This window comes from Tatumella terrea (assembly GCF_039523755.1).
GTDB lineage: Bacteria > Pseudomonadota > Gammaproteobacteria > Enterobacterales > Enterobacteriaceae > Tatumella > Tatumella terrea.
Genome location: NZ_BAAAFX010000018.1, coordinates 199,295 through 220,625, shown reverse-complemented (window position 1 = coordinate 220,625; position 21,331 = coordinate 199,295). Strand labels below are relative to the sequence as shown.

The window sequence follows — 21,331 nt, the reverse complement described above, 5'->3', positions numbered from 1 at the left end:
AAGGCGGCTTACCTTACATGCCCGTAGACTGAAGGACTCAGTTCAGGGAGATGCGAACAATGCTGTCAGGGCCTTTGGTTGACATATCTTTATTAAAGTCCTGTTTCACGGTGACATACAGGGTATTACCGTCCGGAGAAACCAGCAGACTGTTCGGGTGACTGCTGAACGACCAGTGATGTTTTACGGCATAGGTGGTGCCGTCCAGTACCAGCACTTTCTTCGATTCACGCTGGCTGATATACAGTTCATTGCGTTTTGCATTGAATTTAATGCCCAGCGCATCGCCCGGCAGACGTTTAATCACCTTACCGGTATGTTCATCAAAGACCAGGGTGGTTTTTTGTTTTGAATCATCGGTGACAAACAGACGTCCTGTGGCAGGATCTTCAGCCATATTCAGGAACAGATACGCTTTGCCATCTTCCGCCGTCAGGCGTTTTTCGATTTTATGGCTGTGCGGATTAATGACCAGGATTTCCCCGCCGCCATTGGCGGCGTAGATTTTGTCCGTCAGCGGAGAATAAATGATCCCGGTGACCCATTTACCGGCATTTTTGATCCGTGTTTTCAGGCGAAAAGTGCGGGTATCCACGACGGAGATAAAGCCCGGGTCGGCCACAGCCCCAACGTATAATTCATTGCCATGCCATAAGATTTCACGTGCGCCTATCGCATCACCCTCTTTATCTTTACCTCCGAACATCAGACGCTGCAGCACCTTACCGGTCTGTGCATCGACTTTCGAGACCCCGCCATCCAGCGTATTTGTGGTGTAAAACACCTTGCCTTGCGCATCGGTCGCCATCCCAAAGTTTTTCAGGTCGGTGTGCGTTTCCCCGACCACTTTGAGTGTGCGCGGATCCAGACGGTACAGCACACCGCCGTTCACATTTTTAAAGCTTTGCGCACTGGCGACATACAGAACACCTGCCTCCTGTGAGTAGGCCATTTCATACAACCCATCGCCTAATTCACGCTGAGTCAGAGACTGATCAGCCGGCGCGGTTTTCGTGGCGGTCACGGCCGGAGGCGGAGCTTTTCCGGCAGGGGCCTGGCAGGCAGTCAGGCCAAAGGTCGTGGCAATAGCAACAGCCAGTGCAGCGTTACGTGCGCTGAATAATGGTTTCATTCTTAGCTCCGGAAGGGTGAAAGGCGGCGTTCAGTGCTGACTTTCAGTAGCAAATAGTAAAAAGAATGAGAAGCATACGCATTAACCATTAAGAAGTAAATCTTGCGATGCTGCGTGAGCAGACCGGGAAGTGCAAAGGAAAGTATTTACCGGTTAATTTAGTCTTTAACCGGTATGATTTTTGATTAATGTTTATGTATCAGCATCTTAAATTAAAACATCCGTCACTTTTATTACTTTTATACAAATGGTTATATTTAGAAATGTAACTTTTTAGTATTTCCTGAAAAGAAATAATTATCATTATCCTTATCATTCTTTATCTGGTAGCCGGGTAATGGGCTGCGGCTTCCGGGTAAACATTATAACAACGTTCGTCATTCATCTTTGTCAGGGGATAACATGTCCGGCAACCATCATGCAGGGGCTGAAGACAGCATTCTGTCGTTTCGCCATCGTACGTTTCGTGTCTCGTTGCTGGTTCTCGCTGTTCAGTGGAGTATCGGCTCACTGGCCGCTCAGGCCGCAGACAGTTCTGCCACACCAGCCACCGACAGTAATGTGTCAGACTTAGTCGTTACCGGCAGTCCCGGGGCCGCGGATAGCGGGAAGAAAACCGATTATACGGTACAGACTACCCGTGCCGGCACAAAAATGCTGATGACACCCCGGGATGTCCCTCAGTCACTGAGCGTAATCACTCAGGCCAGAATGAAGGATCAGGATCTGCAATCCATCGGGCAGGTTCTGGCCAATACTACCGGTGTTTCGGCGGATCTGGTGGACAGTGAACGTTCTGAATATTATTCGAGGGGCTTCAAAATCAGCAGTTTTACCTTCGACGACATCCCCACCTCGGTGAATGATGACTGGAACTTTGGTGATGCGGCTTCAGACACCGCAATCTACGACAGAATCGAGGTAGTGCGGGGGGCCACGGGCCTGATGACCGGAGCCGGAAATCCCGCCGCCTCGGTTAACATGGTCCGTACACAAGCCGACAGCAAAACCTTCACCGGAAATCTGACCGCCAGTTATGGCACCCGCAATAACCAGCGTTATGTGGCGGACCTTTCGGGCCCTCTGAATGCGTCAGGCTCATTGCGTGGCAGGGTGGTGACGGGCTATCAGGATCAGGACAGCTGGCTCGACCGCTATCATAAAACCAGTAAGTTCTTTTATGGCGTGGCCGGGGCTGACCTCAGTGAACGGACAACGCTCTCGCTGGGCTATGATTATAATGATACCGAAACCGGTAACCCGACCTGGGGGGGCTTACCGGATTTCTACAGCAACGGTGACTTAACGCATTATCGCCGCAGTCTCAACTCTGCCGCTGACTGGACGCGTTATAACACCAACTCGCACAAGCTGTTAGCCAATCTGGTGCATCATTTTGATAACGGCTGGATATACCGTATCAACGGCACACATGCGATCAGTACCTTTAATGACAAACTGCTGGATGTGATGACATACCCGGATGAGGATACAGGCGAAGGGGCGACCGGGTTTGGCAGTAAGGATCGCGGACACCGTTCCCTGGATTCGGTCGATACCTATGCCAGCGGACCGTTCAGTCTGCTGGGGCGTGAGCATCAGTTAATGGCAGGGATCAGCTATAGCCGTCAGCATAATGCCACTTACAGTCAGGACGGCATTACGGATGCGGATAACTACGATATCTCAGCTGCCGATATGGGGGTGTTTGATAATCACTGGAGCGGGAATATTGCCGAACCTGAATGGCAAAGCTGGTATGTGAATGCTAATGATATTGTCCGGCAGAAATCGGCCTATACGGCGGCACGATTCTCACTGGCTGACCCGTTGACACTGATTGCGGGTGCGCGTTATACCCAATGGAACACCGACGGCACCAGCGGGAATATGGCGAAAAATAACATTACCCCGTATGCGGGGCTGGTCTATGACATCAACGATGCGCTGTCGGCTTACGCCAGTTATACCTCCATCTTCCTGCCACAGACTTACCGGACGGGGTCCGGTCAGACACTGGCCCCGGTGACCGGAAAAAGTTATGAAACGGGTCTGAAATCTGACTGGCTGAATGGCCGGCTGACGGCGACCTTCGCGGTATTCCGCATAGAACAGGACAATGTCGGTCAGGAAGAGAACGGGGTCTACGTCAATAATAGCAGTGAACAGGCTTACACCGCGGTTAAAGGCGCCGTCAGCAAAGGGGTTGAGTTTGAGCTTAACGGTGCGGTCACGGATAATCTGGAAATGACGTTTGGCGCAACCCGTTATGTGGCCCGGGATGCTGAGGGGCGTTTCAATCCGGAACAACCACAGACATCTCTGAAGCTCTTTGCACGCTATCAGGTGCCGTCGATGCCTGATTTAACCGTCGGTGGGGGCGTCAACTGGCAAAACCGCATTTTTGACGATGTGACCGGTGCGGACGGTGAGACCGTACGGGTGTATCAGAGCAGTTATCCGCTGGCAGCTCTGTTTGCCCGTTATCAGGTCACTCGTCAGCTCTCGGTACAGGCAAATATCAGCAACCTGTTTAACCGGACCTATTACAGTTACCTGAACAATTATGTGTATGGCGCTCCACGCAGCGCGTCGGTCAGCCTTTCTTATCAGTTCTGACCGGTGAAAAAAGATCCGGGCCATAGGGACAATGGCATGGGTTGACGTGTGTTCAATCTACCGGAAATAGCGGTGATTTAGCTGACGGCTACCCCCGTTACCTTGCGGGATTCAGAGCCGTCAGCAGTGGTTAAAATCCACAGGTTTCTACCCACAGAACCTCTGGCCATTGATAAGCGGAAGATTCCGCACGCATGAGAGATAGCAGTAAATAACATAAATGATAAAGCATCAGGCGGCATGAATCCGGCAGACCTGCATAAGGTTGACTGACCTGTAACCCTCACGGATGTCTGAGAGCATAATTCAGGTCGCAGACAAACAGGCTGCTATCAAAAATGGAATAATAAAAATAAAGGGTTCTGATTCGGGGAAAACGGTCTGTTTCAGACCTCCGTGCCTGCGCAAATCAGAGATCAGAAGGTACAGCAACGCTGGCTGCTTTACCGCGGGACCAGGCGAAAGAGGGATATCAAATCCCGTTCTGACGTTCCGGGTCGTGACGAAACCAGTCAGCGGGTTTTCGTTAGGGTTATTGCTTAAACCAGTTTTCACCACCACTCACACTCGCATGATCTTCCCCGGGCACCAGATTCTCGTCAGGGGCACTCTTCGCTTTACAGGCAGCCTGCAACCCGGCGGGTTTTGCCGTGACCGGGAATACCTTTGCCATTCGCAGATTACGTGGCAGTGAAGACTATTCACCAAATGACATCAATTCCTGAACTGATTTCGATACAGATCTCAAAACGGTGAATACCGTGCAGGATATTCACAGAAAGACCTGAAGACCTCACCGGGCTTGCCATAACGATACGTGAATCCCTCTTGCTATCACTTTATTATCGGAATTATAGCTTTGCGACTATATAGGTTTTAGGCTATATTTCTCAGGAGGGCTTGTGTGGACGATTAAAACAACGGATAGGTTTGATCACTGGTATTCCTCGCTCAATGATACCGACCGGGCTTGCGTACTTGCAGCCCTGATGGTCCTGAGAGAATAGGGGCCGGGTTTGTCCCGGCCTTATGCCGATACGCTCAGAGGCTCTCGCTATAGCAATATGAAAGAGTTACGCATTCAGAGCCGGGGGAAACCCATACGGGCATTTTTCGCTTTTGATCCGGCCCGTGCAGGTATTGTGCTGTGTGCCGGAAATAAAGTTGGCAATGAAAAACGTTTTTACGATGAGATGCTCCCGGTGGCAGATCGGGAATTCACCCTCTGGTTGAACACAATGAGAGAGAAGGAGTAACGCGATGGGCAGAACGCTGGAGCAGCTTATTGCGGATGAAAAACCTGAAGTCGTGGCCGAAGCTCAGGCGATGGCTACGGACATCCTGCTGAATATCCACCTTGCTGAACTGCGCGAGAAAGTACAAAAAACGCAGGTCGACATGGCGAAGGCGCTGGGTATCAAACAACCGACGGTTGCCGGTATGGAAAAACCGGGGCGCGACCTGAAACTGTCCACGCTTAAGCGTTATATCGAGGCAACCGGAGGAAAACTGCGCCTGGATGTTGAATTACCGGATGGTTCTCACTACGGGTTTGTACTGTAAATCCCGCGCTCTCTTAATAAGAGAACGATGTTTCCGGAGACACTGTTACCGGCAAAGACTGACGCAGTGCTGCAGTAGTCTGCGATTTTTATTGATGACACCCATCCGGCGCGTCACTTTAAGGCACAGTGCGGGAAGTGACGTATGCACTCTTTTCGACCGGAGGGGGCGGAGTTTAAATTTACCTTCATAACCCTGTGAATGGTGCCCCATGCAGTGTGTCTGTCAGTCTTTGTTATTCGTTCTGACTGTTATGCTGTGAGCGGCGCCGGAAGGCAGAAAAGACCTGTACCTGCCGTCTGAGCAACCGTCCGGTACAACCGTACCCGTGTGATCGGCGGGATAATGAGCCCTGTTCGGGGAACATTATGAATGGTTAGTGCTTCTTCCGGTGGGAGTGTACCGGATGAAGGGGGCGAATTTGTGATGGCGGTGGAAACGATGATCCTTTGCCGGTCTGACCATCAGTAGTCTCTTGCTGTCTTCCGGCATCGCTGGCGGGGGGAGTGCTGAAACCGGCCCTCTCTATGCGGAGGACCGGCCAGGGTCACGAAATATCGGTCATGATGTGCTTGATTCGGGTATATTCTTCCAGCGAGTAGGCAGATAAGTCCTTGCCGTAACCGGACTTTTTAAAGCCGCCATGAGGCATTTCGGCACAGAGCGGAATATGGTTATTGATCCAGACGGTACCAAACTCGAGATCATGACTGATCCTGTGTGCCAGACGGAGATCCTGCGTCCATACGCTGGCCGCCAGCCCGAAGTCCACATCATTCGCCATTTCAGTGGCTTCTTCCGGGGTAGTAAATGACTGAATGGTCATCACCGGACCGAAAATTTCCTGCTGAATGACTTCATCCTGCTGGCAGAGTCCGGAAATTAATGTCGGTTCAAAGTAGAAGCCCGGCCCCTCACCGGCTTTTCCGCCGGTTTCAATTCGGGCATGGGCGGGCAGGCGTTCGATAAAACCACGGACCTGATCACGTTGTCTTAAGCTGTTCAGTGCCCCATAAAACGCCGAGGTATCTTCCGGATGACCATACCGTAATTTTCCTATCTCCACTTTCATCGCCTCCAGGAAGGAGGGATAAATCGTCTGCTGAACAATCAGCCGTGTGGCCGCAGTACAATCCTGACCGGCATTGAAAAAGCCGGCAGCACAAATTTTTTCAACGGCCTGCGGAATATCCGTATCGTCAAAGACGATCACCGGGGCTTTTCCACCCAACTCCAGGTGTGCCCGCGTCAGGTTCTCTGCGGCGGAGGCGGCGACCTGCTGGCCAGCCCGAACCGAGCCGGTGATAGAGACCAGCGCCGCCCGCGGAGATGAAATCACCCGCGAGCCGGTGGCCGCTTTGCCCAGTAACACATTAATGGCCCCGGCCGGGAAAAACGGTGCGGCGAGTTCAGCCAGCAGCAGGGTACTCTGTGGGGTGGTATCACTGGGTTTCAGTACTACCGTATTGCCGGCCGCCAGTGCCGGAGCAATTTTCCATACCGCCATCATAAACGGATAGTTCCAGGGGGTGACCTGACCAACTACCCCCAGTGGCTCGCGGCGGATCACCGAGTTCATATTCGCTAAGTATTCGCCGGAATTCTTACCCTCCATACAACGTGCTGTACCGGCGAAGAAGCGAAGTGTATCGCAGGAGGCCATAATCTCTTCCTGCCGGATAAAGTGCCGAAGTTGTCCGGTTTCCTGGCTCTGCACAGTGATAATCTTATCGGCATTCTCTTCTATCGCGTCTGCAAGCTGCAGCAATGCCCGCTGCCGTTGTGATGGGGTCGTCTTTTTCCAGATCCGGAAAGCCGCATGCGCAGCATCATACGCAGCCTCTACTTCGGCCTGACCTGCCTCGGGTGATAGTGCATAGACTTCGCCGCTAACCGGGCTGATTAACTCAAAATAGTCAGAGGACGTTCCCGCAGTAAAAGCATGATTGATAAAATGCGATAATTTGCGCACGGTGTTTTATCCTTAATCATAATATTTATTATGTTTTATCATCCGTGAATGGGAATTTATAGCGACAGCATCATACGATTTTTATATGAAAGCAGACCGGTGGAGGGGGGAAAGAAATGATAAAATCAGCGTGTAACTTCACCCGAACGGAACCTACGGTAAGGACGCAATGGTGAGATTAACAGGGAAAGGGGAACGTCAGCTGCGGGCAAGTTATCCGGAGGTATTGTCTTATGACCGCCGGAGAACGAAAATCCCGCTCCGTCTGTCTTCCCCCTTAATTGAGCTCTACCTCAAGAAATCACGAGGCCTATGATTACTCATGCTGTGATTTTTTCGCCTATCGGTCAGTCCAGTCGTTCAGACCAGATCATACAACGACTGGCTAATGCCATTATTTCCGGTTTATTGTCAGCCAATGAGCAATTACCGAATGAGGCTGATCTGGCCAGGATGATGGGTGTTTCACATATTACCATCCGGGAAGCACTGAACACCCTGCGGGCCCGGGGGCTGATTTATACCGCCCGCGGCCGGAACGGGGGCAGTTTTGTGGCCGACTCAGTTCAGAAAGAGGCGGCACCGGAAGATCCTTTTTACAATATCAGTACCGAATATCTGTCGGATCTCGGCGAATGGCACAGTGCTATTTTTTGTCATGCAACCCGGCTCGCCGCCACGCGGATGACCGAAAAAGATCGGCAGGGATTAACAGAGTTTATCGACGTACTTGAACAGTCGGACAGCCCGGAACTTCGCTGTCAATCCGATATGCGATGTTTGCTGACCATTGCGGCTAACTCCCAGTCGGCACGGATAGCGCATCAGGAACTGATGATTCAGGCTGAATGGGCGGCACTGGTCACCATCCTCTATCAGTCAGAGACATTTCACCGGCAGATCGTGGATGACTATCGTCACCTTATCGCTGCCTTCCGGACGCAGGATGAACAGCTGGCAGCCAGAATGGCCGGGACACTGATTGACCATTTTACGTCCAGATTGATCGAGTTTAAGTTCAGCGTACAAACGCTCTAGCTCCGCGGCAGGAATAACATGTTAAATGAAGATGAAGTTAAAGTCTGTGTCGCTGAAAGAACTGAACATCTGTTCAGTTCGGTTGCCGCATCGGCAGCCGCGCTCTCTGCCGGCATGGCTGACGTACTCTCGGTGATGGCGGATGCTGAGCACTTTCCCCGCAAGCTGCCCGAAAGCCAGTTAAGAAAAGCCCTGTTCCCGGTGATTGAACACACGCTTGCCGAAAGCCGGTATTGTTTCGGCGCAGGGTTTGCCTGTCATCATCATCTGCCGGAGGATAAGCAGCCTTACTGGTTTCTGGAATGGTGGTTTAAAAACTCCCGAAAAAATCAGAATTCCTGTCTGGAACTGGACCAGGCCACGCAGCAACGGCTGGACTTCAGTACCTTTGAATGGTTTAGAAATACCCGGGATACCGAAAGCGTATCTCTGCACGGACCGTATGTGGATTACGTCTGTACCTCGGCCTATACACTGACGGCATCCTCGCCGGTGATGCTTAACCATAAGCAGGTCGGCATTGCGGCGGTAGATGTGCTGGTCAGTGTGATAGAGGCAGAATTACTTGCCTTACTTCGTCAATGCCGGCAAAAACTGGTCATCGCTAATCCGGGTGGCAGAGTGATGATCTCCAGTCATCCGCGTTACCGGACCGGGACGTTGATTGACGATGAACAGCAGGGCGATACGCTTCGCCGGCAGCACTTTATGTTGTTTGCGCCGTACTGAGCTGATAGCTTACCTGTCACCGGCGTGACAGGTAAGCAATGAGCGTGTTTGTCAGAACGAGATCATTTTACCGGGTGCCAGCCGCGTGGATATCCCCAGTAAGGTTTTTGCCAGCGGAATAGCGACCGGCGCCAGTTGCCTTCCCATAAATAACGGGGTGTGCTTTATGGCAGCCAGCATGGCGAAATCATCGCTGGCCCCGGTGATATCGTCGGTGATAGCTTTTCCTATCCTGACGGTTTGAGCTACGCCGTGCCCGCTCCACCCGTGGACCGAGTAAATCTGCCCCCGTGACCCACTTCTGCGGCAGTCCGTGGCACCATTCAGGGTAAGGTCAGTTGTGCCGCTCCAGGCAAAATCGAGTTCAAGGTCATCCCGGTCTGCAAACACGGTGCGTAACCGGGAGGTCAGGTAGTCTACGGTCCGGTTATTATCCCAGCGCATGCCAGTCCCCTGACCGCCAAATAACAGCCGCTGATCCCGCACCGGGCGATAATAATCGATCTGTAGCTGGGTATCATAAACCGCCTTGCCTGTCGGCAGCAGGCTGCGGTTACCGCCATCAACCGGACGGGTGACCCCGACGTAGGTATAAAAGGGCAGAGTAGTCGCCGGATCCTGACTCAGTAACGAGTGGGTATCATCATGAACAGCGATGATGACCCCCCGCGTTGCGGTGACAATACCGGACGGTGTATGCACCCGGGTGCCGTCAGGGGTTTCCTCAATTCGGATCACCTCACTGTGTTCATGCACGGTACCGCCATTTTTCAGAAAGCCATAAATCAGGCCCCGGTTCAGGGCCAGAGAATGGATCTGCCCGCCACAATCGTCATGGATCCCGCCATGGTAAATTTCTGAACGAATATGTTCCTGCAGCTCATAATTGCCCAGCACGGTGACCTGATGGTCGCCAAGATAGTGTCGGGCATCGGCGGCCTTAACCAGCGCGCTCATGTGCCCGGGGTGTACTGCGGCAGTAAGATGTCCATGCTTCCGATCGAGGTCCAGCGAGTATTTTGCGGTGATATTATCAATCAGGGCCATGGCTTCGGCAGAGGTAAATTTCCAGAGTCTGCGGGCCTCCTGATACGTAAGATTTTCCAGCATGGATTCGGCCTCCCAGCGGGCAAGACCCGGGGTAAGCTGGCCGCCATTGCGTCCGGACGCGCCTGACCCGATGGCATTTTTCTCCAGCAATATCGTTTCTACCCCCGACTCCGCCAGATGAAGTGCCGTTGAAGCACCTAATAAACCGCCGCCAATCACTACGAGTTCACACTGTTTATCACTTTCCAGGGGCGGGAAGGACATCCAGGGGGCAAGCGTAGACTCGTAGTAATTGGCGGGGTTTCCCGGGTCAATTTTCTGACTTTCATCGTTAGGGCGCTCACTGTCAGGCCGGACCCAGTTCCAGTCTCCGTCGGTAATAATGCGACTGATAAGGCCCGTTCGCGCGTTGCTGACCAGTTCTGGTTTAATTATCCTGTCATTATTTTTCATGGTGTTTTTCCGGGTAATTGATAAAAGCACAGGTAACCTCACTGTGCGTTAGTGGTTTTCGCTATTCCGAAACGGTGGTAGCCGGTTTACTCATACAGGTATAAACAACCCAGCCCAGACCGATCACTGCCCAGACTGAGCCCAGCACGAAGGCATCGTGATCCAGGTTGACCCACATAAAGGCGACACTGGCCAGGCCGGCGCCCGGAGAAATCAGGTTATGCAGGATGTTACGGAATGAGTTCAGCCCTTTCTCTTTAACCGCAAACCTGGCAATGACACAGATATTGACGGCACTGAAGGCAACCAGTGCACCGAAACTGATTAAGGAGACGGCGGTATCCAGGTTGAAGAAAATGGCGGTCAGAGAAAGCAGGCCGGTAAAAAGCACACAATAAAGCGGTGTGTTTGTCACAGGGTCAAGATAACCAAAGACCGGTGCGGTGAAACGGTTATCCTTACTCATAATATGCAACAGCCTGGCGGCACTGGCATGAGAGGCGAGCGCAGAGGCAAACGTATTAAATAAAATAGCCACCAGAAACAGAGTCTGGAATATCCGGCCACCGACATACAGCACAATTTCTGGCATGGCTTCGGTCGGGTTTTTAAAGGCAGAATTATCCGGGTAATAGAGTTGTATAAACCAGGCGGCGATAAAGAAAATAATCCCGCCACTTAATGCCGTATAAAAAATGGCTTTAGGGATGAGCGTGTGCGGGCGTTGCGTCTCTCCGGACAGCGTAGTGACGGCGTCAAAACCCAGATATGAGAAGCAAAGGATCGCTGCGCCGCTGATTAAAGGCATTACGGAATGCTGACCATTAAACAGCGGAGCCGTGGTCATGACCCGGTGGATCCCGGTGGTGGTCGTCAGGTCATGTACGACCATATAGATAAAGGCCATCATCAGTAATACCGGCAAGCCGACGAACAAGACATTGGCATTCGCCAGCAGTTTGATTCTGCAGCAATTGAGGTAAGTGACCAGCGCCGTAAATATCAGGATCGATATCCAGCCCGGTATCTCAGGGAACAGAGAACGCAGATAGATCCCGGCCAGTAGCGAATTGATCATCGGCAATAACAGGTAATCCAGCAGTGAAGACCACCCGACCATAAAACCACTGTGTTTCCCGAAGATATGTCGGGTGTAACTGTAAGCCGAACCTGCTGACGGGAAAATTTTCACCAGCCGGCCATAACTTTGGGCCGTAAATAATACGGCGACCAGCGCAATCAGATACGCCAGAGGCACCCGGCCCACCGTGACACCAGAGACGATACCGAACGTATCAAAGACAGTCATCGGGGTCATATACGCGATACCGATGATCACGACCTGCAATAATGAAAGTTGTTTTCGCGAGTGGTTATTTTTATCCATCGTCAGTCCTTATAAATAGCATCCGGTGCCGGTTTCTTCCGTGATAACAGCAGCACCGGTGTGCAATGAAAGTGATTAACAGCAGGCGGAGGCCTCTGTCCTGTTACTGACCGTTACTATGGTTCTGGTAATGCTGGCCATCGGTTTCTTTCCGGTACGGACGTGCAGTCAATAAATAGATCAGTCCGCAGCCTGCCACCACCGCCAGCCCGGTTAAAACAATCCAGCGGTCAAGAAAACTATCCCCGGAGGCCGGCACGCAGAGCAGATAAATACCGAACAGACCATACCCCAGTGCCAGCAGGTTATTCAGAAAGCCCCAACGCCCGAGCGACCACGGGCCGGCCGGTTTCCAGCCCTGAACCCTTTTACGGAGCGCGGCCAGGACGACCATCTGGAAAGAGATATAAATACCGGCCACCGCGAAGGCGGTAATTCTGGCCAGATTATCCGGCTGGTAATACACCCAAAGGCAAATCAGTAGCGGTAAGGCACAACTGACGATCATGGCATTATCCGGAACCTCGTTTTTTGAGATACGGGCCATCCATCGGCTGCCGGGCAGCATATTGTCGCGGGAGAATGAGAAAATGAGCCGGCTTAACGCGGCCTGTAATGAAAGAATGCAGGACAGCATGGCAATAATCGCAATCACCACAAAGATCTTCTCACCCTCAGTCCCCAGCGCATTATTCAGAATTTCCGGAATCGGGTCCTGGATTTTACCGGAGACAATATCTTTCAGGTTCGGATAGGAGAGCAGATAACCCAGTACCGAAATAATGGCCGAGATAGCGCCAAAGAAAATACTGAGTATCATCGCCACCGGAATTTTCCTGCCGGCATCTTTGACTTCTTCTGCCACATTGCCGCAGGCTTCAAACCCGAAGAACATAAATAATCCCAGCAATGAGGCCGTCATAAAGGCATGAGAGAAACCGGCAGATCCGGTGGCTGCACCCATGCTATCAAACAGGATCCCCACAGGCTGGGTACGGTGGAAAATTAACAGGTAAATACCCAGTGCGATCACACTGATAATTTCGCACCAGAATCCGATACGTGCCACACGGGCAAGGTTCCTGGTGCCAGAGAGATTAACCGCCATCATCAGTAATAACAGTAATACCGAGGTCAGCAATAAATGGCTGGCTGTCTGGGTATAACTAAACAGGGAAGCGACGAAGGTTGCACTGTATTCTGCAATAGAGGTGATGGTGACCACCAGTGTCCACAGATAGATCCAGGCAGCAATCCATGCATATTTCTTACCCCATAACAACCGCGCCCAGGGATAAAGTCCGCCGGTGATCGGATACTGTGAGGCGATCTCACCAAACACCATAGCTACCAGCATCTGGCCTGCGGCAGCAATCAGGATCCACCAGATGGCGGGCGGGCCGGCCAGGGTCATTGACAGAGCAAACAGTGAATAAACGGCGGTCAGTGGCGAAAGATAGGTGAAACCAAGAGAGAAGTTAGACATCAGGCCGATTGAACGGTTGAATTGCTGTACAACCGGGGCTGATGACGGTGTAACCAAGTCGGGGGGAGAACTACGCATTAACACCTCGATAAAAAATTTCACAGATCCAAGAGATGTCTGAATGTATAAATCATAAGATTTTATATGTATATATAGTCTAAAAGAGAATAATAGTAATTAATTGATATAAATGGATAAATTACCCCATATTACTTTCTTATGAAAAAAACGGTGATTTTATATGCAATGCGGGGGCGGGGAGGTTCCGGTGTGTTGAGAGTTATGCGGGCAGGAATCAGGTGGCTGGTGGAGCATATATGCCTCAGGGCGCAGGGGACCTGTATCTCTGACGCCGGCGGCGGCGTGGATAAAACGAAAGGATCAGACCGGCGGAAGAAGGTAAGACCGGGACTGCCACAGCAGACCCGGTGTTATCGCGATTTTCCCAGAATCGCAAGGAAATTACGGATTCAGCTGCGGCTAAGAACCAGTTTCAGACCGGCAATTGCAAAACAGACGGCTAACAGAGCATCCAGGCCGCGACGGATCCGGCGGTAAAAAGCCGCCATCATGGTGGTAGAAAATAAAAGAGCATATCCACAGAAAACCAGCATGCATATTACGGCACAGCCGCCGATCACCATAGGTAAGGTGGAGGCTGCCGCACCTGGCTTCAGTGCTACAGACATAATGGCCACCCAGGTCAGGATAGCTTTCGGGTTGCCAATATGCATTAATATTCCCTGGCGGAACAGGCTGGTGTAGGCGGCTTTTTTTGTCTCCTGCAAACAGGTTTCCGTGACCGGATGGCGTAATGCCGATTTACCGGCTTTGAAGGCCAGCCACAGCAGATATAAACCGCCGCAGACTTTTAACACGATCAGCAGTTGAGCAAATGTAGCCAGCACCGTCAGTATGCCGCAGGCGGCGAGCAGGGCCCACAGCATGGAACCGCTAATCACTCCGGAGGCCAGCGCGAGAGCAGCGCCGCGTCCGCGTTTCATTGCTGCACCCATAATAGCCATATTGCTGGGACCGGGACTTGCCGTAGCAACAAAATAAGTGGTGTAAATCAGGAGTAATTCGTGCGAAATAGACATAGTATTTTCCTGCAGCAAGGGGGCATATTTGTTATATAGCGGGTTTTAGTCAGGGACAACAAAGATTTTATCTTTTTAGAGGAAAAAATATAAATTTAGCTGATATTGTAAGTAGACCTGTTTTAGTTCCAGACACTTTTTGAGGTTTCCGTTTTTTCAGCCATCAACAGGTATTCTTCCGGCGTCAGATTATTCAGGGATTCATGGGGTCGTTCGCGGTTATATTCCGTCAGCCACCGATCTGTGATCTCCCGTACTTCATTCAGTGTTCTGAACAGATAAAAATCCAGTATTTCAGTCCTGTATGTCCGGTTAAATCGTTCAATAAAAGCATTCTGAGTGGGTTTCCCGGGCTGAATGAACTCCAACTGTACATCATGATCTTCAGCCCATTGGGCCAGTGTCAGTGAGATAAATTCCGGTCCGTTATCCATCCTCAGTTTCAGCGGATAGCCACGGTGAGCAACGATTCGATCCAATACTCCGATGACCCGCTGAGCCGGAATATTCAGGTCAATCTCTCTGGCCAGTGCCTCACGGATAAAATCATCCACCACATTGAATGTCCGGAAACGTCTGCCACTGACCAGAGCATCGTGCATAAAATCAATCGACCAGCTCTGGTTTACTGCCTCTGGTGTCGCCAGCCGTGCCGGATTACGCACCGGCAAACATTGCTTTCCTTTACGTCTGAAATTCAGTTTCAGCAGGCAGTAAATCCGGTGAACCCGCTTATGATTCCATACATGGCCTTGCCGGCGAATGACCTGAAAAAGCTTTTTAAAACCGTATCGCGGATAACGCTCAGCGAGTTCTGTGAGGACTTCAATGACAGCGTCATTACGCCGTGTATCCGGTTTGCAGAAAAATACCGTCCTGCTCAGTGATAATGTCCTGCATGCCTGACGTGTGCTCATTGTAAACTGCGAAATCAGATAATGGGCGAGCTCACGCTTTATCTCTGTTTTTAAATCTTTTTTTCGATAACGTCTTTAAGGGCACGGCATTCCGGACTCAGATCAGCGAACATCTGTTTGAGACGCCGGTTCTCTTCTTCCGGGTCCTTGATTTTTCGGATATCAGAAGCTTCCATTCCGCCATATTTCGCTTTCCGGTTGTAATAGCTGGCTTCAGAAATTGCAGCCTCGTGGCAGACATCTTTCACCGTTCGACCAGCTTCAACAGACTTCAGAACGGCGATAATCTGGTGTTCAGTAAATCGGGCTTTACGCATAGTGATCTCCTTCAGGAAACATATTCAGTATGTCTGAAGATCTCTAAAAGTGAACGGTTATTTTTGCAGGGATGCTTACACCTTAACAGTCTTAACTGCTATAAAAAAGAATTTCAGGCATATGCTCTTGGCACAGAGCTGTCTATCAGTACACAGCAACTGTGCCAGATCAGGTCTTATTTTATACGATTTAGCTGGGTGGCGTTATTCTAAGATTGGCTGTTTTTTACGGTTTTCTTTAAAGAGTGTAATGTTTCAAACAATCTTTCTGCATAGCTATTCCCGATAACTCTTACTGACGATTGTTTAAAATAAAAAATCCAACTTAACAATAGTGCTAATGAAATTAACAGAGTTAAGCTGGCAGGCAATGTTGTTGTGGTGCAGCGCGTCAAAAAAAGAGTCAGTGACTCCTGCTGGATGACATGTAAACAGGCACACGTAGAAGGTTCACATGGAAACAGTTTAGAGACATCACAAAAGAAAATAATACCGGGGATATTGGCAAGCAGAATCAATACCAGATAAGGATTCGCAGAGAGGCATAAACGCAAAAAACCCGCTTAAGTTTCCTTAAGCGGGTTTCTTAAATATGGCTCCTCTGACTGGACTCGAACCAGTGACATACGGATTAACAGTCCGCCGTTCTACCGACTGAACTACAGAGGAATTGTCGTGAAGACGGGGCGAATAGTAACGGGCCAGTGCGACGTTGTCAAAGCTGTTTTCGCGTAAAATAAACTGTTTGCTGATAAAAAAGACACAATGATGCAGAAGTGGTCAATGGTGTCCGCTGTGAGTTCCTGGCGAAAGGCCATCTCAGGAGAATAGGTCCGACAGGCCCCCCGTAGATTGTGGCAGGCTCCTGCCCCGGACAGTGTGAAATGCTGGCCCCTGGCTGGCAGCAATGTGCCTTACCCGTGCTGGCAGGTTGGCGGACCGGAAATTGAATCGGGGATATTCATGAATTTTCAGTGGACTGCATTGCCATTAAGTAAAAATGCAGACCGGACCCATACAGAAAATGCGCTGATAGTACCTGGCCTGCCGCGAAGACAGGCCCGGACAGTCTCGTCAGTGACGTGCGGGTGTGCTTTGCCTTACCACATCAGGTCATCCGGCACTTTGAAATCGGCGTAAGGATCATCTTCGTCCTGCGCTTCCTGGCTCAGCGCACTGTTCAGGACGATACTGTCGGCATCCCGCTGCGCAATTTTATCCGCAACGCTTGCCGGAATAATCGCATAATCGGCGATATCACTCTTCTCTTTCAGCAACCGTGCAATGGCCAGACGGCCATTCATCAACTGATCCCGGGTGGCTTTATCCACGGTCAGTTGTTTGATCAGGTTATTATCGGTGAAATTGAAACTGATATCACCTTTGATACCGCTGATGCGGTTCATTTCAATCAGTTGTTTTACCTGAGCTTTATATTCCCGGGAAAGTGCCGCTTGTTTTTGTTGCTCGTTCAGTTCTTTTGCGCGTTCTGCCTGTGCCTTTTTGTTTTCCTCGACCGCTTCGCGGGCTTCACGTGCCTGAACCCGGGATTTTTTTGCGGTTCTCTGAACTTTGGCCATCTTTTTATCGGTGACTAGTCCGGCTTTGAGCATCTGCTCCTGTAAGGTAAGTTTTGCCATGTCTGTATCTGAATTTATGGGGTAATGTCCGGATTATACCTGCAATCGTCGGTTTTGTGCAGGCATCGCGTGACGGCCGGGCAATGCAGCCTGACGGCCTGCAGAGGCGTGCATTCCGCCCGCGCAAAGGACTATTGCCGACGGACTCACTGAAAAAGTGAACAGGACAACAGACGGGCCGGGGCCCCCTGGCCCGATGACAAGCCATGTTGGTTCCGCTGGATCCACCGAATGACCTGTAGCAGGGCATATCTTCTGATATTCCGGTTTGGGGTGAAAATGTATTGTCCCCCTGGCCCGATGACAAGCCATGTTGGTTCCGCCGGATCCACCGAATGACCTGTAGCAGGGCATATCTTCTGATATTCCGGTTTGGGGTGAAAATGTATTGTCCCCCGGCCCAATGACAAGCCATATTGGTTCAGCCGGATCGACTGAATGGCCCGCAGCAGGGTATATCTTCTGATATTCCGTTGTGAGGGAAAACGTACAGTCCCCCTGGCCCGATGACAAGCCATGTTGGTTCCGCCGGATCCACCGAATGACCTGTAGCAGGGCATATCTTCTGATATTCCGGTTTGGGGTGAAAATGTATTGTCCCCCGGCCCGATGACAAGCCATGTAGGTTCCGCCGGATCCACTGAATGACCTGCAGCAGGGCATATCTTCTGATATTCCGTTATGTGATGAAAATATGCTGTCCCCTCACTGTGGGCGCCATTAACGGCGACCCCGCAGAATTCCGTATAGGCTCCCGGCGAGCCACATTTCCTGGTGTGCCGCGGCAGATATCCGCTGACAGGCTTTTCTGTGCTTTCAGCGATAACTTTTTATAATACCGGGGCCGTCAGCCCTCCCGTGATAGTGTGACAGTTTATGACGTTTCATCCGCTGAAATGTGTCAGCGGGGAAAGGGGAGCGGCCACGGGATGCGGCGCTGCGGACCCGTGACGGTGCAGGTTGTAACATGCAGGGCGACCACCCGGTGTTCCGCCCCCAACTGCCGGCAACACGCGGCGGGCGGGCAGGGGACCGATCCCGTCCTCGTTGTTCAGAGGAGAGTCATGCCTGGTAGTTCATGGTCCGCAGAGAAAAGGAGACTCATAGAGTCCCCGGGTTCACGCACTGTACGGAAACATTCTGCACTATCCTTGTGCAGGCGGCAGCGGGTAGCCGCCTCTGACGGCGTGGTCATTGCGGACAGAAAATCGTCAAAAAGGCTTCTTTTCATAGTGTTTTTGTTATGACATCAGGATGAGCGAAACGGTTTAGTCATTTCTGGCCTGTTAATTGCAACTACCGGTATATCCAGCCACAGGCACAGCCTGCTTTGAGTATCCGGATTAGTGACGGGAGAGAAAATGAACTTAAGACGACTGAAATACTTTGTGAAAATTGTCGATATCGGCAGCCTCACTCAGGCCGCAGAGGTATTGCACATCGCTCAACCGGCACTCAGCCAACAGGTCGCCACCCTTGAAGGTGAGATGGATCAGCAGCTACTGATCCGCACTAAACGTGGAGTGACCCCGACCGATGCCGGTAAGGTGCTTTATACTCATGCCCGCAACATCCTGCGGCAGTGTGAACAGGCACAGATGGCGGTGCATAACGCCGGAAATGTCCTGTCAGGTCAGGTTTCTATCGGACTTGCCCCGGGCACGTCGGCGTCTTCCCTGGTCATGCCATTGTTGCGTGAAATCCGTGAAACCTGGCCGGATATTCTGGTCTATCTGCACGAAAACAGTGGTCATGCCCTGAATGAGAAAGTTATCAACGGTCAGCTGGATATGGCCCTGCTCTACGATCGCACGCCTGAGAAAGGCCTGAACTGTCAGCCACTGATGCAGGAAGAATTGTATCTGGTCGGCACAGGCGTTTCTCCGGGGGCGCAGATTGATCTCTCGGAAGTGGCCGGCATGAATCTGTATCTGCCGCGTGATTACAGTGCGGTCAGACAACGAGTGGACGAAGCCTTCTCCCTGCGTCGCCTCAGTGCACATATCATTGGTGAAATTGAATCACTGTCGACATTGTCTGCAGCAATTTCCAGTGGTATGGGGGTTTCGGTATTGCCTGAATCGGCGGCAAAATCGCTCACTGCACCGATTAATGGCTGGATGTCGAAAATTATTTCTCCGTCCCTGCACCTGCCATTAACACTGAATACCTCATCAGCCTTACCTATGTCAGCCTCTGCGCGCGCGGTTCAGCAGTGTCTGCTGGCACTGACTCAGCGCTCGGTCATCACCGAACGTGAGCTAATGCTGGTGAGTTAATCGCCACTTTTCCCGCCGGAAGCCGGTTTAGCGGCTTCTGTTTCCGTTTTCCGCCCCCGAGGGACAAAAAATTATTGCCCCCGGAGGTCTGGATCATTAGGATTGGCGCCGGTAAGAAAACGTTTGCGCAGAGTATCGTGCAGGCCGGGGTTTCTCCTCTCGCAGGAACTTATTCCGAATACTGAACCCGTGCCGCGTCATGGCACGGGTTTTGCTTATGTCATTTTGGGGTGGAATGAAGGTTTGCATTTCCGGTCAGTGGCCGGACGATGACAACCCTTTCTTAGAGACTGTTAAAAATAAAAATCGTGATAAGCGAGATCTATAAAGGACCGACTCATGCTTGAAAGACTCTTTAAGTTGAAAGCAAATAAGACTACTGTTCGTACAGAAATCATTGCAGGATTAACTACGTTCCTGGCAATGGCCTATATCCTGTTTGTTAACCCGAGTATTCTCGGCGCCACAGGTATGGATAAAGGTGCGGTCTTCGTGGCTACCTGTCTGGCAGCGGCCATTGGCTCTGTACTGATGGGGATGATTGCGAACATGCCTATCGCTCTGGCACCTGGTATGGGCTTAAACGCCTTCTTTACCTATACCGTCGTGCTGCATATGGGGTATCACTGGCAGGTCGCTCTCGGGGCGGTCTTTATTTCTGCATTAATCTTCTTCGCATTATCTCTGTTTAAGATCCGTGAATGGATTATCAACAGCATTCCGTTACCGCTGCGCTCTGCAATCGCCGCCGGTATTGGTCTTTTCCTGGCGCTGATTGCACTGGAAGGTGCGGGGATTGTTGTGGGTAACCAGGCAACGCTGGTGGGCTTAGGGGACCTCACTAAAGCCGGTCCGTTACTGGCTATCCTGGGCTTTTTCCTGATCGTGATCCTGGAAGCCCGCCGTATTACGGGGGCTGTACTGATCGGTATTCTGGTCATCACCGCCATTTCGATGCTGTCGGGTCTGACACCGTTTGCCGGGATCTTCTCTGCACCACCGTCTATCGCACCGACTTTCCTGAAACTGGATATCGCCGGGGCCTTCAATATCGGTCTGGTCAGTGTGATTTTTGCCTTCCTGTTTGTCGATGTTTTCGATAATTCCGGGACATTGATCGGTGTCAGCCGCCGTGCCGGGCTGACCGATGATAAAGGGAATATCCCTGCGATGGGCAAGGCCCTGGTTGCAGACAGCACCGCGGCGCTGTTCGGTTCGCTGCTGGGGACGTCAACCACGACCAGTTTTGTCGAATCCACGGCGGGCGTCAGTGCCGGCGGCCGTACCGGTCTGACCTCTGTCGTGGTCGCTATCCTGTTCCTGCTGTCACTCTTTTTCTCGCCGCTGGCTGGCAGTGTCCCTGAGTATGCAACCGCACCGGCATTGCTGTTTGTTGCGGTACTGATGACCTCCGGACTGGCTGAGATTGACTGGAAAGATATCACTACGGCAGCACCGGTAACGGTGACCGCGCTGGCGATGCCGTTAACTTATTCTATCGCAAATGGTATCGCCTTCGGGTTTATTACCTGGACGGTGGTTAAGTTACTGACCGGTAAAGTCCGCGAAGTTAACCCGGCACTGATTATTCTTTCTGTCTTATTTGTTATCAAGCTGGGCTGGCTCAGCGCCTGATACTGGTTTTAGCG

The 21,331-nt window shown here is 51.4% G+C and carries 15 protein-coding genes, 1 tRNA gene and 1 pseudogene; 7 read left to right on the top strand and 10 right to left on the bottom strand.

Going from position 1 to position 21,331, the window contains the following annotated elements; all coding sequences use genetic code 11:
• Nucleotides 1-37: 37 nt before the first annotated feature.
• Nucleotides 38-1,132 carry a YncE family protein gene (locus ABD035_RS14260; protein ID WP_343870858.1) on the bottom strand — a complete coding sequence of 365 codons (1,095 nt, stop codon included), beginning with the start codon at nucleotides 1,130-1,132 and terminating at the stop codon, nucleotides 38-40.
• Between the two features lie 402 nt (nucleotides 1,133-1,534).
• Here ABD035_RS14260 and fhuE point away from each other — a divergent pair, with 402 nt between their 5' ends.
• Nucleotides 1,535-3,751, top strand: a complete 2,217-nt coding sequence (fhuE, locus tag ABD035_RS14255) for a ferric-rhodotorulic acid/ferric-coprogen receptor FhuE (RefSeq protein WP_343870857.1) — start codon at nucleotides 1,535-1,537, stop codon at nucleotides 3,749-3,751.
• Between the two features lie 532 nt (nucleotides 3,752-4,283).
• On the opposite strand, the gene ABD035_RS14250 is transcribed toward fhuE, so the two are convergent.
• On the bottom strand, nucleotides 4,284-4,424 hold the full coding sequence (locus tag ABD035_RS14250) for a hypothetical protein (RefSeq protein WP_343870855.1): 141 nt from the start codon (nucleotides 4,422-4,424) through the stop codon (nucleotides 4,284-4,286).
• A gap of 229 nt (nucleotides 4,425-4,653) precedes the next feature.
• Here ABD035_RS14250 and ABD035_RS14245 point away from each other — a divergent pair.
• Both ABD035_RS14245 and ABD035_RS14240 read left to right on the top strand, forming a co-directional pair.
• Nucleotides 4,654-5,007, top strand: a pseudogene (locus tag ABD035_RS14245) (type II toxin-antitoxin system RelE/ParE family toxin).
• A 4-nt stretch (nucleotides 5,008-5,011) separates the two neighbouring features.
• Nucleotides 5,012-5,314 carry a helix-turn-helix domain-containing protein gene (locus ABD035_RS14240; protein WP_212712686.1) on the top strand — a complete coding sequence of 101 codons (303 nt, stop codon included), beginning with the start codon at nucleotides 5,012-5,014 and terminating at the stop codon, nucleotides 5,312-5,314.
• A 547-nt stretch (nucleotides 5,315-5,861) separates the two neighbouring features.
• Here ABD035_RS14240 and ABD035_RS14235 read toward each other — a convergent pair.
• The gene (locus ABD035_RS14235) at nucleotides 5,862-7,286 is read right to left on the bottom strand and encodes a gamma-aminobutyraldehyde dehydrogenase (RefSeq protein WP_343870854.1); all 1,425 of its coding nucleotides are present in this window, start codon (nucleotides 7,284-7,286) and stop codon (nucleotides 5,862-5,864) included.
• Between the two features lie 312 nt (nucleotides 7,287-7,598).
• On the opposite strand from ABD035_RS14235, the gene ABD035_RS14230 reads away from it, so the two are divergent.
• Nucleotides 7,599-8,324, top strand: a complete 726-nt coding sequence (locus ABD035_RS14230; protein ID WP_212712688.1) for a FadR/GntR family transcriptional regulator — start codon at nucleotides 7,599-7,601, stop codon at nucleotides 8,322-8,324.
• Between the two features lie 18 nt (nucleotides 8,325-8,342).
• On the top strand, nucleotides 8,343-9,053 hold the full coding sequence (locus ABD035_RS14225; RefSeq protein ID WP_343870852.1) for a PDC sensor domain-containing protein: 711 nt from the start codon (nucleotides 8,343-8,345) through the stop codon (nucleotides 9,051-9,053).
• Between the two features lie 51 nt (nucleotides 9,054-9,104).
• Here ABD035_RS14225 and ABD035_RS14220 read toward each other — a convergent pair whose 3' ends face one another.
• The 7 genes from ABD035_RS14220 to ABD035_RS14190 all read right to left on the bottom strand — a co-directional run bounded on the left by ABD035_RS14220 (nucleotide 9,105) and on the right by ABD035_RS14190 (nucleotide 17,403).
• Nucleotides 9,105-10,556 (bottom strand): NAD(P)/FAD-dependent oxidoreductase, encoded by a 1,452-nt coding sequence (locus ABD035_RS14220; protein ID WP_343870851.1) that lies wholly within the window; start codon nucleotides 10,554-10,556, stop codon nucleotides 9,105-9,107.
• Nucleotides 10,557-10,617: 61 nt separating this feature from the next.
• Nucleotides 10,618-11,943, bottom strand: coding sequence for an APC family permease (locus ABD035_RS14215; RefSeq protein WP_343870850.1), 1,326 nt, complete (start codon nucleotides 11,941-11,943; stop codon nucleotides 10,618-10,620).
• Nucleotides 11,944-12,046: 103 nt separating this feature from the next.
• Nucleotides 12,047-13,507 carry an APC family permease gene (locus tag ABD035_RS14210; RefSeq protein ID WP_343870849.1) on the bottom strand — a complete coding sequence of 487 codons (1,461 nt, stop codon included), beginning with the start codon at nucleotides 13,505-13,507 and terminating at the stop codon, nucleotides 12,047-12,049.
• A gap of 392 nt (nucleotides 13,508-13,899) precedes the next feature.
• The gene (locus ABD035_RS14205; RefSeq protein WP_343870847.1) at nucleotides 13,900-14,529 is read right to left on the bottom strand and encodes a LysE family translocator; all 630 of its coding nucleotides are present in this window, start codon (nucleotides 14,527-14,529) and stop codon (nucleotides 13,900-13,902) included.
• 122 nt (nucleotides 14,530-14,651) lie between these two features.
• A protein-coding gene (locus tag ABD035_RS14200) for an IS3 family transposase (protein WP_343870846.1) occupies nucleotides 14,652-15,763 on the bottom strand; the annotation gives its coding sequence in 2 pieces (ribosomal slippage) (nucleotides 14,652-15,502 and nucleotides 15,502-15,763; 1,113 coding nt in all).
• Nucleotides 15,764-16,356: 593 nt separating this feature from the next.
• Nucleotides 16,357-16,432 (bottom strand) — tRNA-Asn (locus ABD035_RS14195).
• Nucleotides 16,433-16,863: 431 nt separating this feature from the next.
• Nucleotides 16,864-17,403 (bottom strand): DUF2058 domain-containing protein, encoded by a 540-nt coding sequence (locus tag ABD035_RS14190; RefSeq protein WP_343870845.1) that lies wholly within the window; start codon nucleotides 17,401-17,403, stop codon nucleotides 16,864-16,866.
• A 1,361-nt stretch (nucleotides 17,404-18,764) separates the two neighbouring features.
• Between ABD035_RS14190 and nac the strand changes: the two genes are divergently transcribed.
• Both nac and ABD035_RS14180 read left to right on the top strand, forming a co-directional pair.
• Nucleotides 18,765-19,682, top strand: a complete 918-nt coding sequence (gene nac, locus ABD035_RS14185) for a nitrogen assimilation transcriptional regulator NAC (protein ID WP_212712698.1) — start codon at nucleotides 18,765-18,767, stop codon at nucleotides 19,680-19,682.
• Between the two features lie 339 nt (nucleotides 19,683-20,021).
• Nucleotides 20,022-21,317: an NCS2 family permease gene (locus tag ABD035_RS14180; protein ID WP_212712699.1), complete on the top strand. Its 1,296-nt coding sequence runs from the start codon at nucleotides 20,022-20,024 to the stop codon at nucleotides 21,315-21,317.
• The last annotated feature ends 14 nt before the right edge of the window (nucleotides 21,318-21,331 follow it).

What these genes read in the sequence shown, in the direction of transcription:
- ABD035_RS14215 (WP_343870850.1), bottom strand. Translation starts at nt 11,943, where the DNA reads ATGGATAAAAATAACCACTCGCGAAAACAACTTTCATTATTGCAGGTC.
- ABD035_RS14230 (WP_212712688.1), top strand. Translation starts at nt 7,599, where the DNA reads ATGATTACTCATGCTGTGATTTTTTCGCCTATCGGTCAGTCCAGTCGT.
- ABD035_RS14260 (WP_343870858.1), bottom strand. Translation starts at nt 1,132, where the DNA reads ATGAAACCATTATTCAGCGCACGTAACGCTGCACTGGCTGTTGCTATT.
- fhuE (WP_343870857.1), top strand. Translation starts at nt 1,535, where the DNA reads ATGTCCGGCAACCATCATGCAGGGGCTGAAGACAGCATTCTGTCGTTT.
- ABD035_RS14240 (WP_212712686.1), top strand. Translation starts at nt 5,012, where the DNA reads ATGGGCAGAACGCTGGAGCAGCTTATTGCGGATGAAAAACCTGAAGTC.
- ABD035_RS14205 (WP_343870847.1), bottom strand. Translation starts at nt 14,529, where the DNA reads ATGTCTATTTCGCACGAATTACTCCTGATTTACACCACTTATTTTGTT.
- ABD035_RS14220 (WP_343870851.1), bottom strand. Translation starts at nt 10,556, where the DNA reads ATGAAAAATAATGACAGGATAATTAAACCAGAACTGGTCAGCAACGCG.
- ABD035_RS14225 (WP_343870852.1), top strand. Translation starts at nt 8,343, where the DNA reads ATGTTAAATGAAGATGAAGTTAAAGTCTGTGTCGCTGAAAGAACTGAA.
- ABD035_RS14190 (WP_343870845.1), bottom strand. Translation starts at nt 17,403, where the DNA reads ATGGCAAAACTTACCTTACAGGAGCAGATGCTCAAAGCCGGACTAGTC.
- ABD035_RS14210 (WP_343870849.1), bottom strand. Translation starts at nt 13,507, where the DNA reads ATGCGTAGTTCTCCCCCCGACTTGGTTACACCGTCATCAGCCCCGGTT.
- ABD035_RS14250 (WP_343870855.1), bottom strand. Translation starts at nt 4,424, where the DNA reads ATGGCAAAGGTATTCCCGGTCACGGCAAAACCCGCCGGGTTGCAGGCT.
- nac (WP_212712698.1), top strand. Translation starts at nt 18,765, where the DNA reads ATGAACTTAAGACGACTGAAATACTTTGTGAAAATTGTCGATATCGGC.
- ABD035_RS14180 (WP_212712699.1), top strand. Translation starts at nt 20,022, where the DNA reads ATGCTTGAAAGACTCTTTAAGTTGAAAGCAAATAAGACTACTGTTCGT.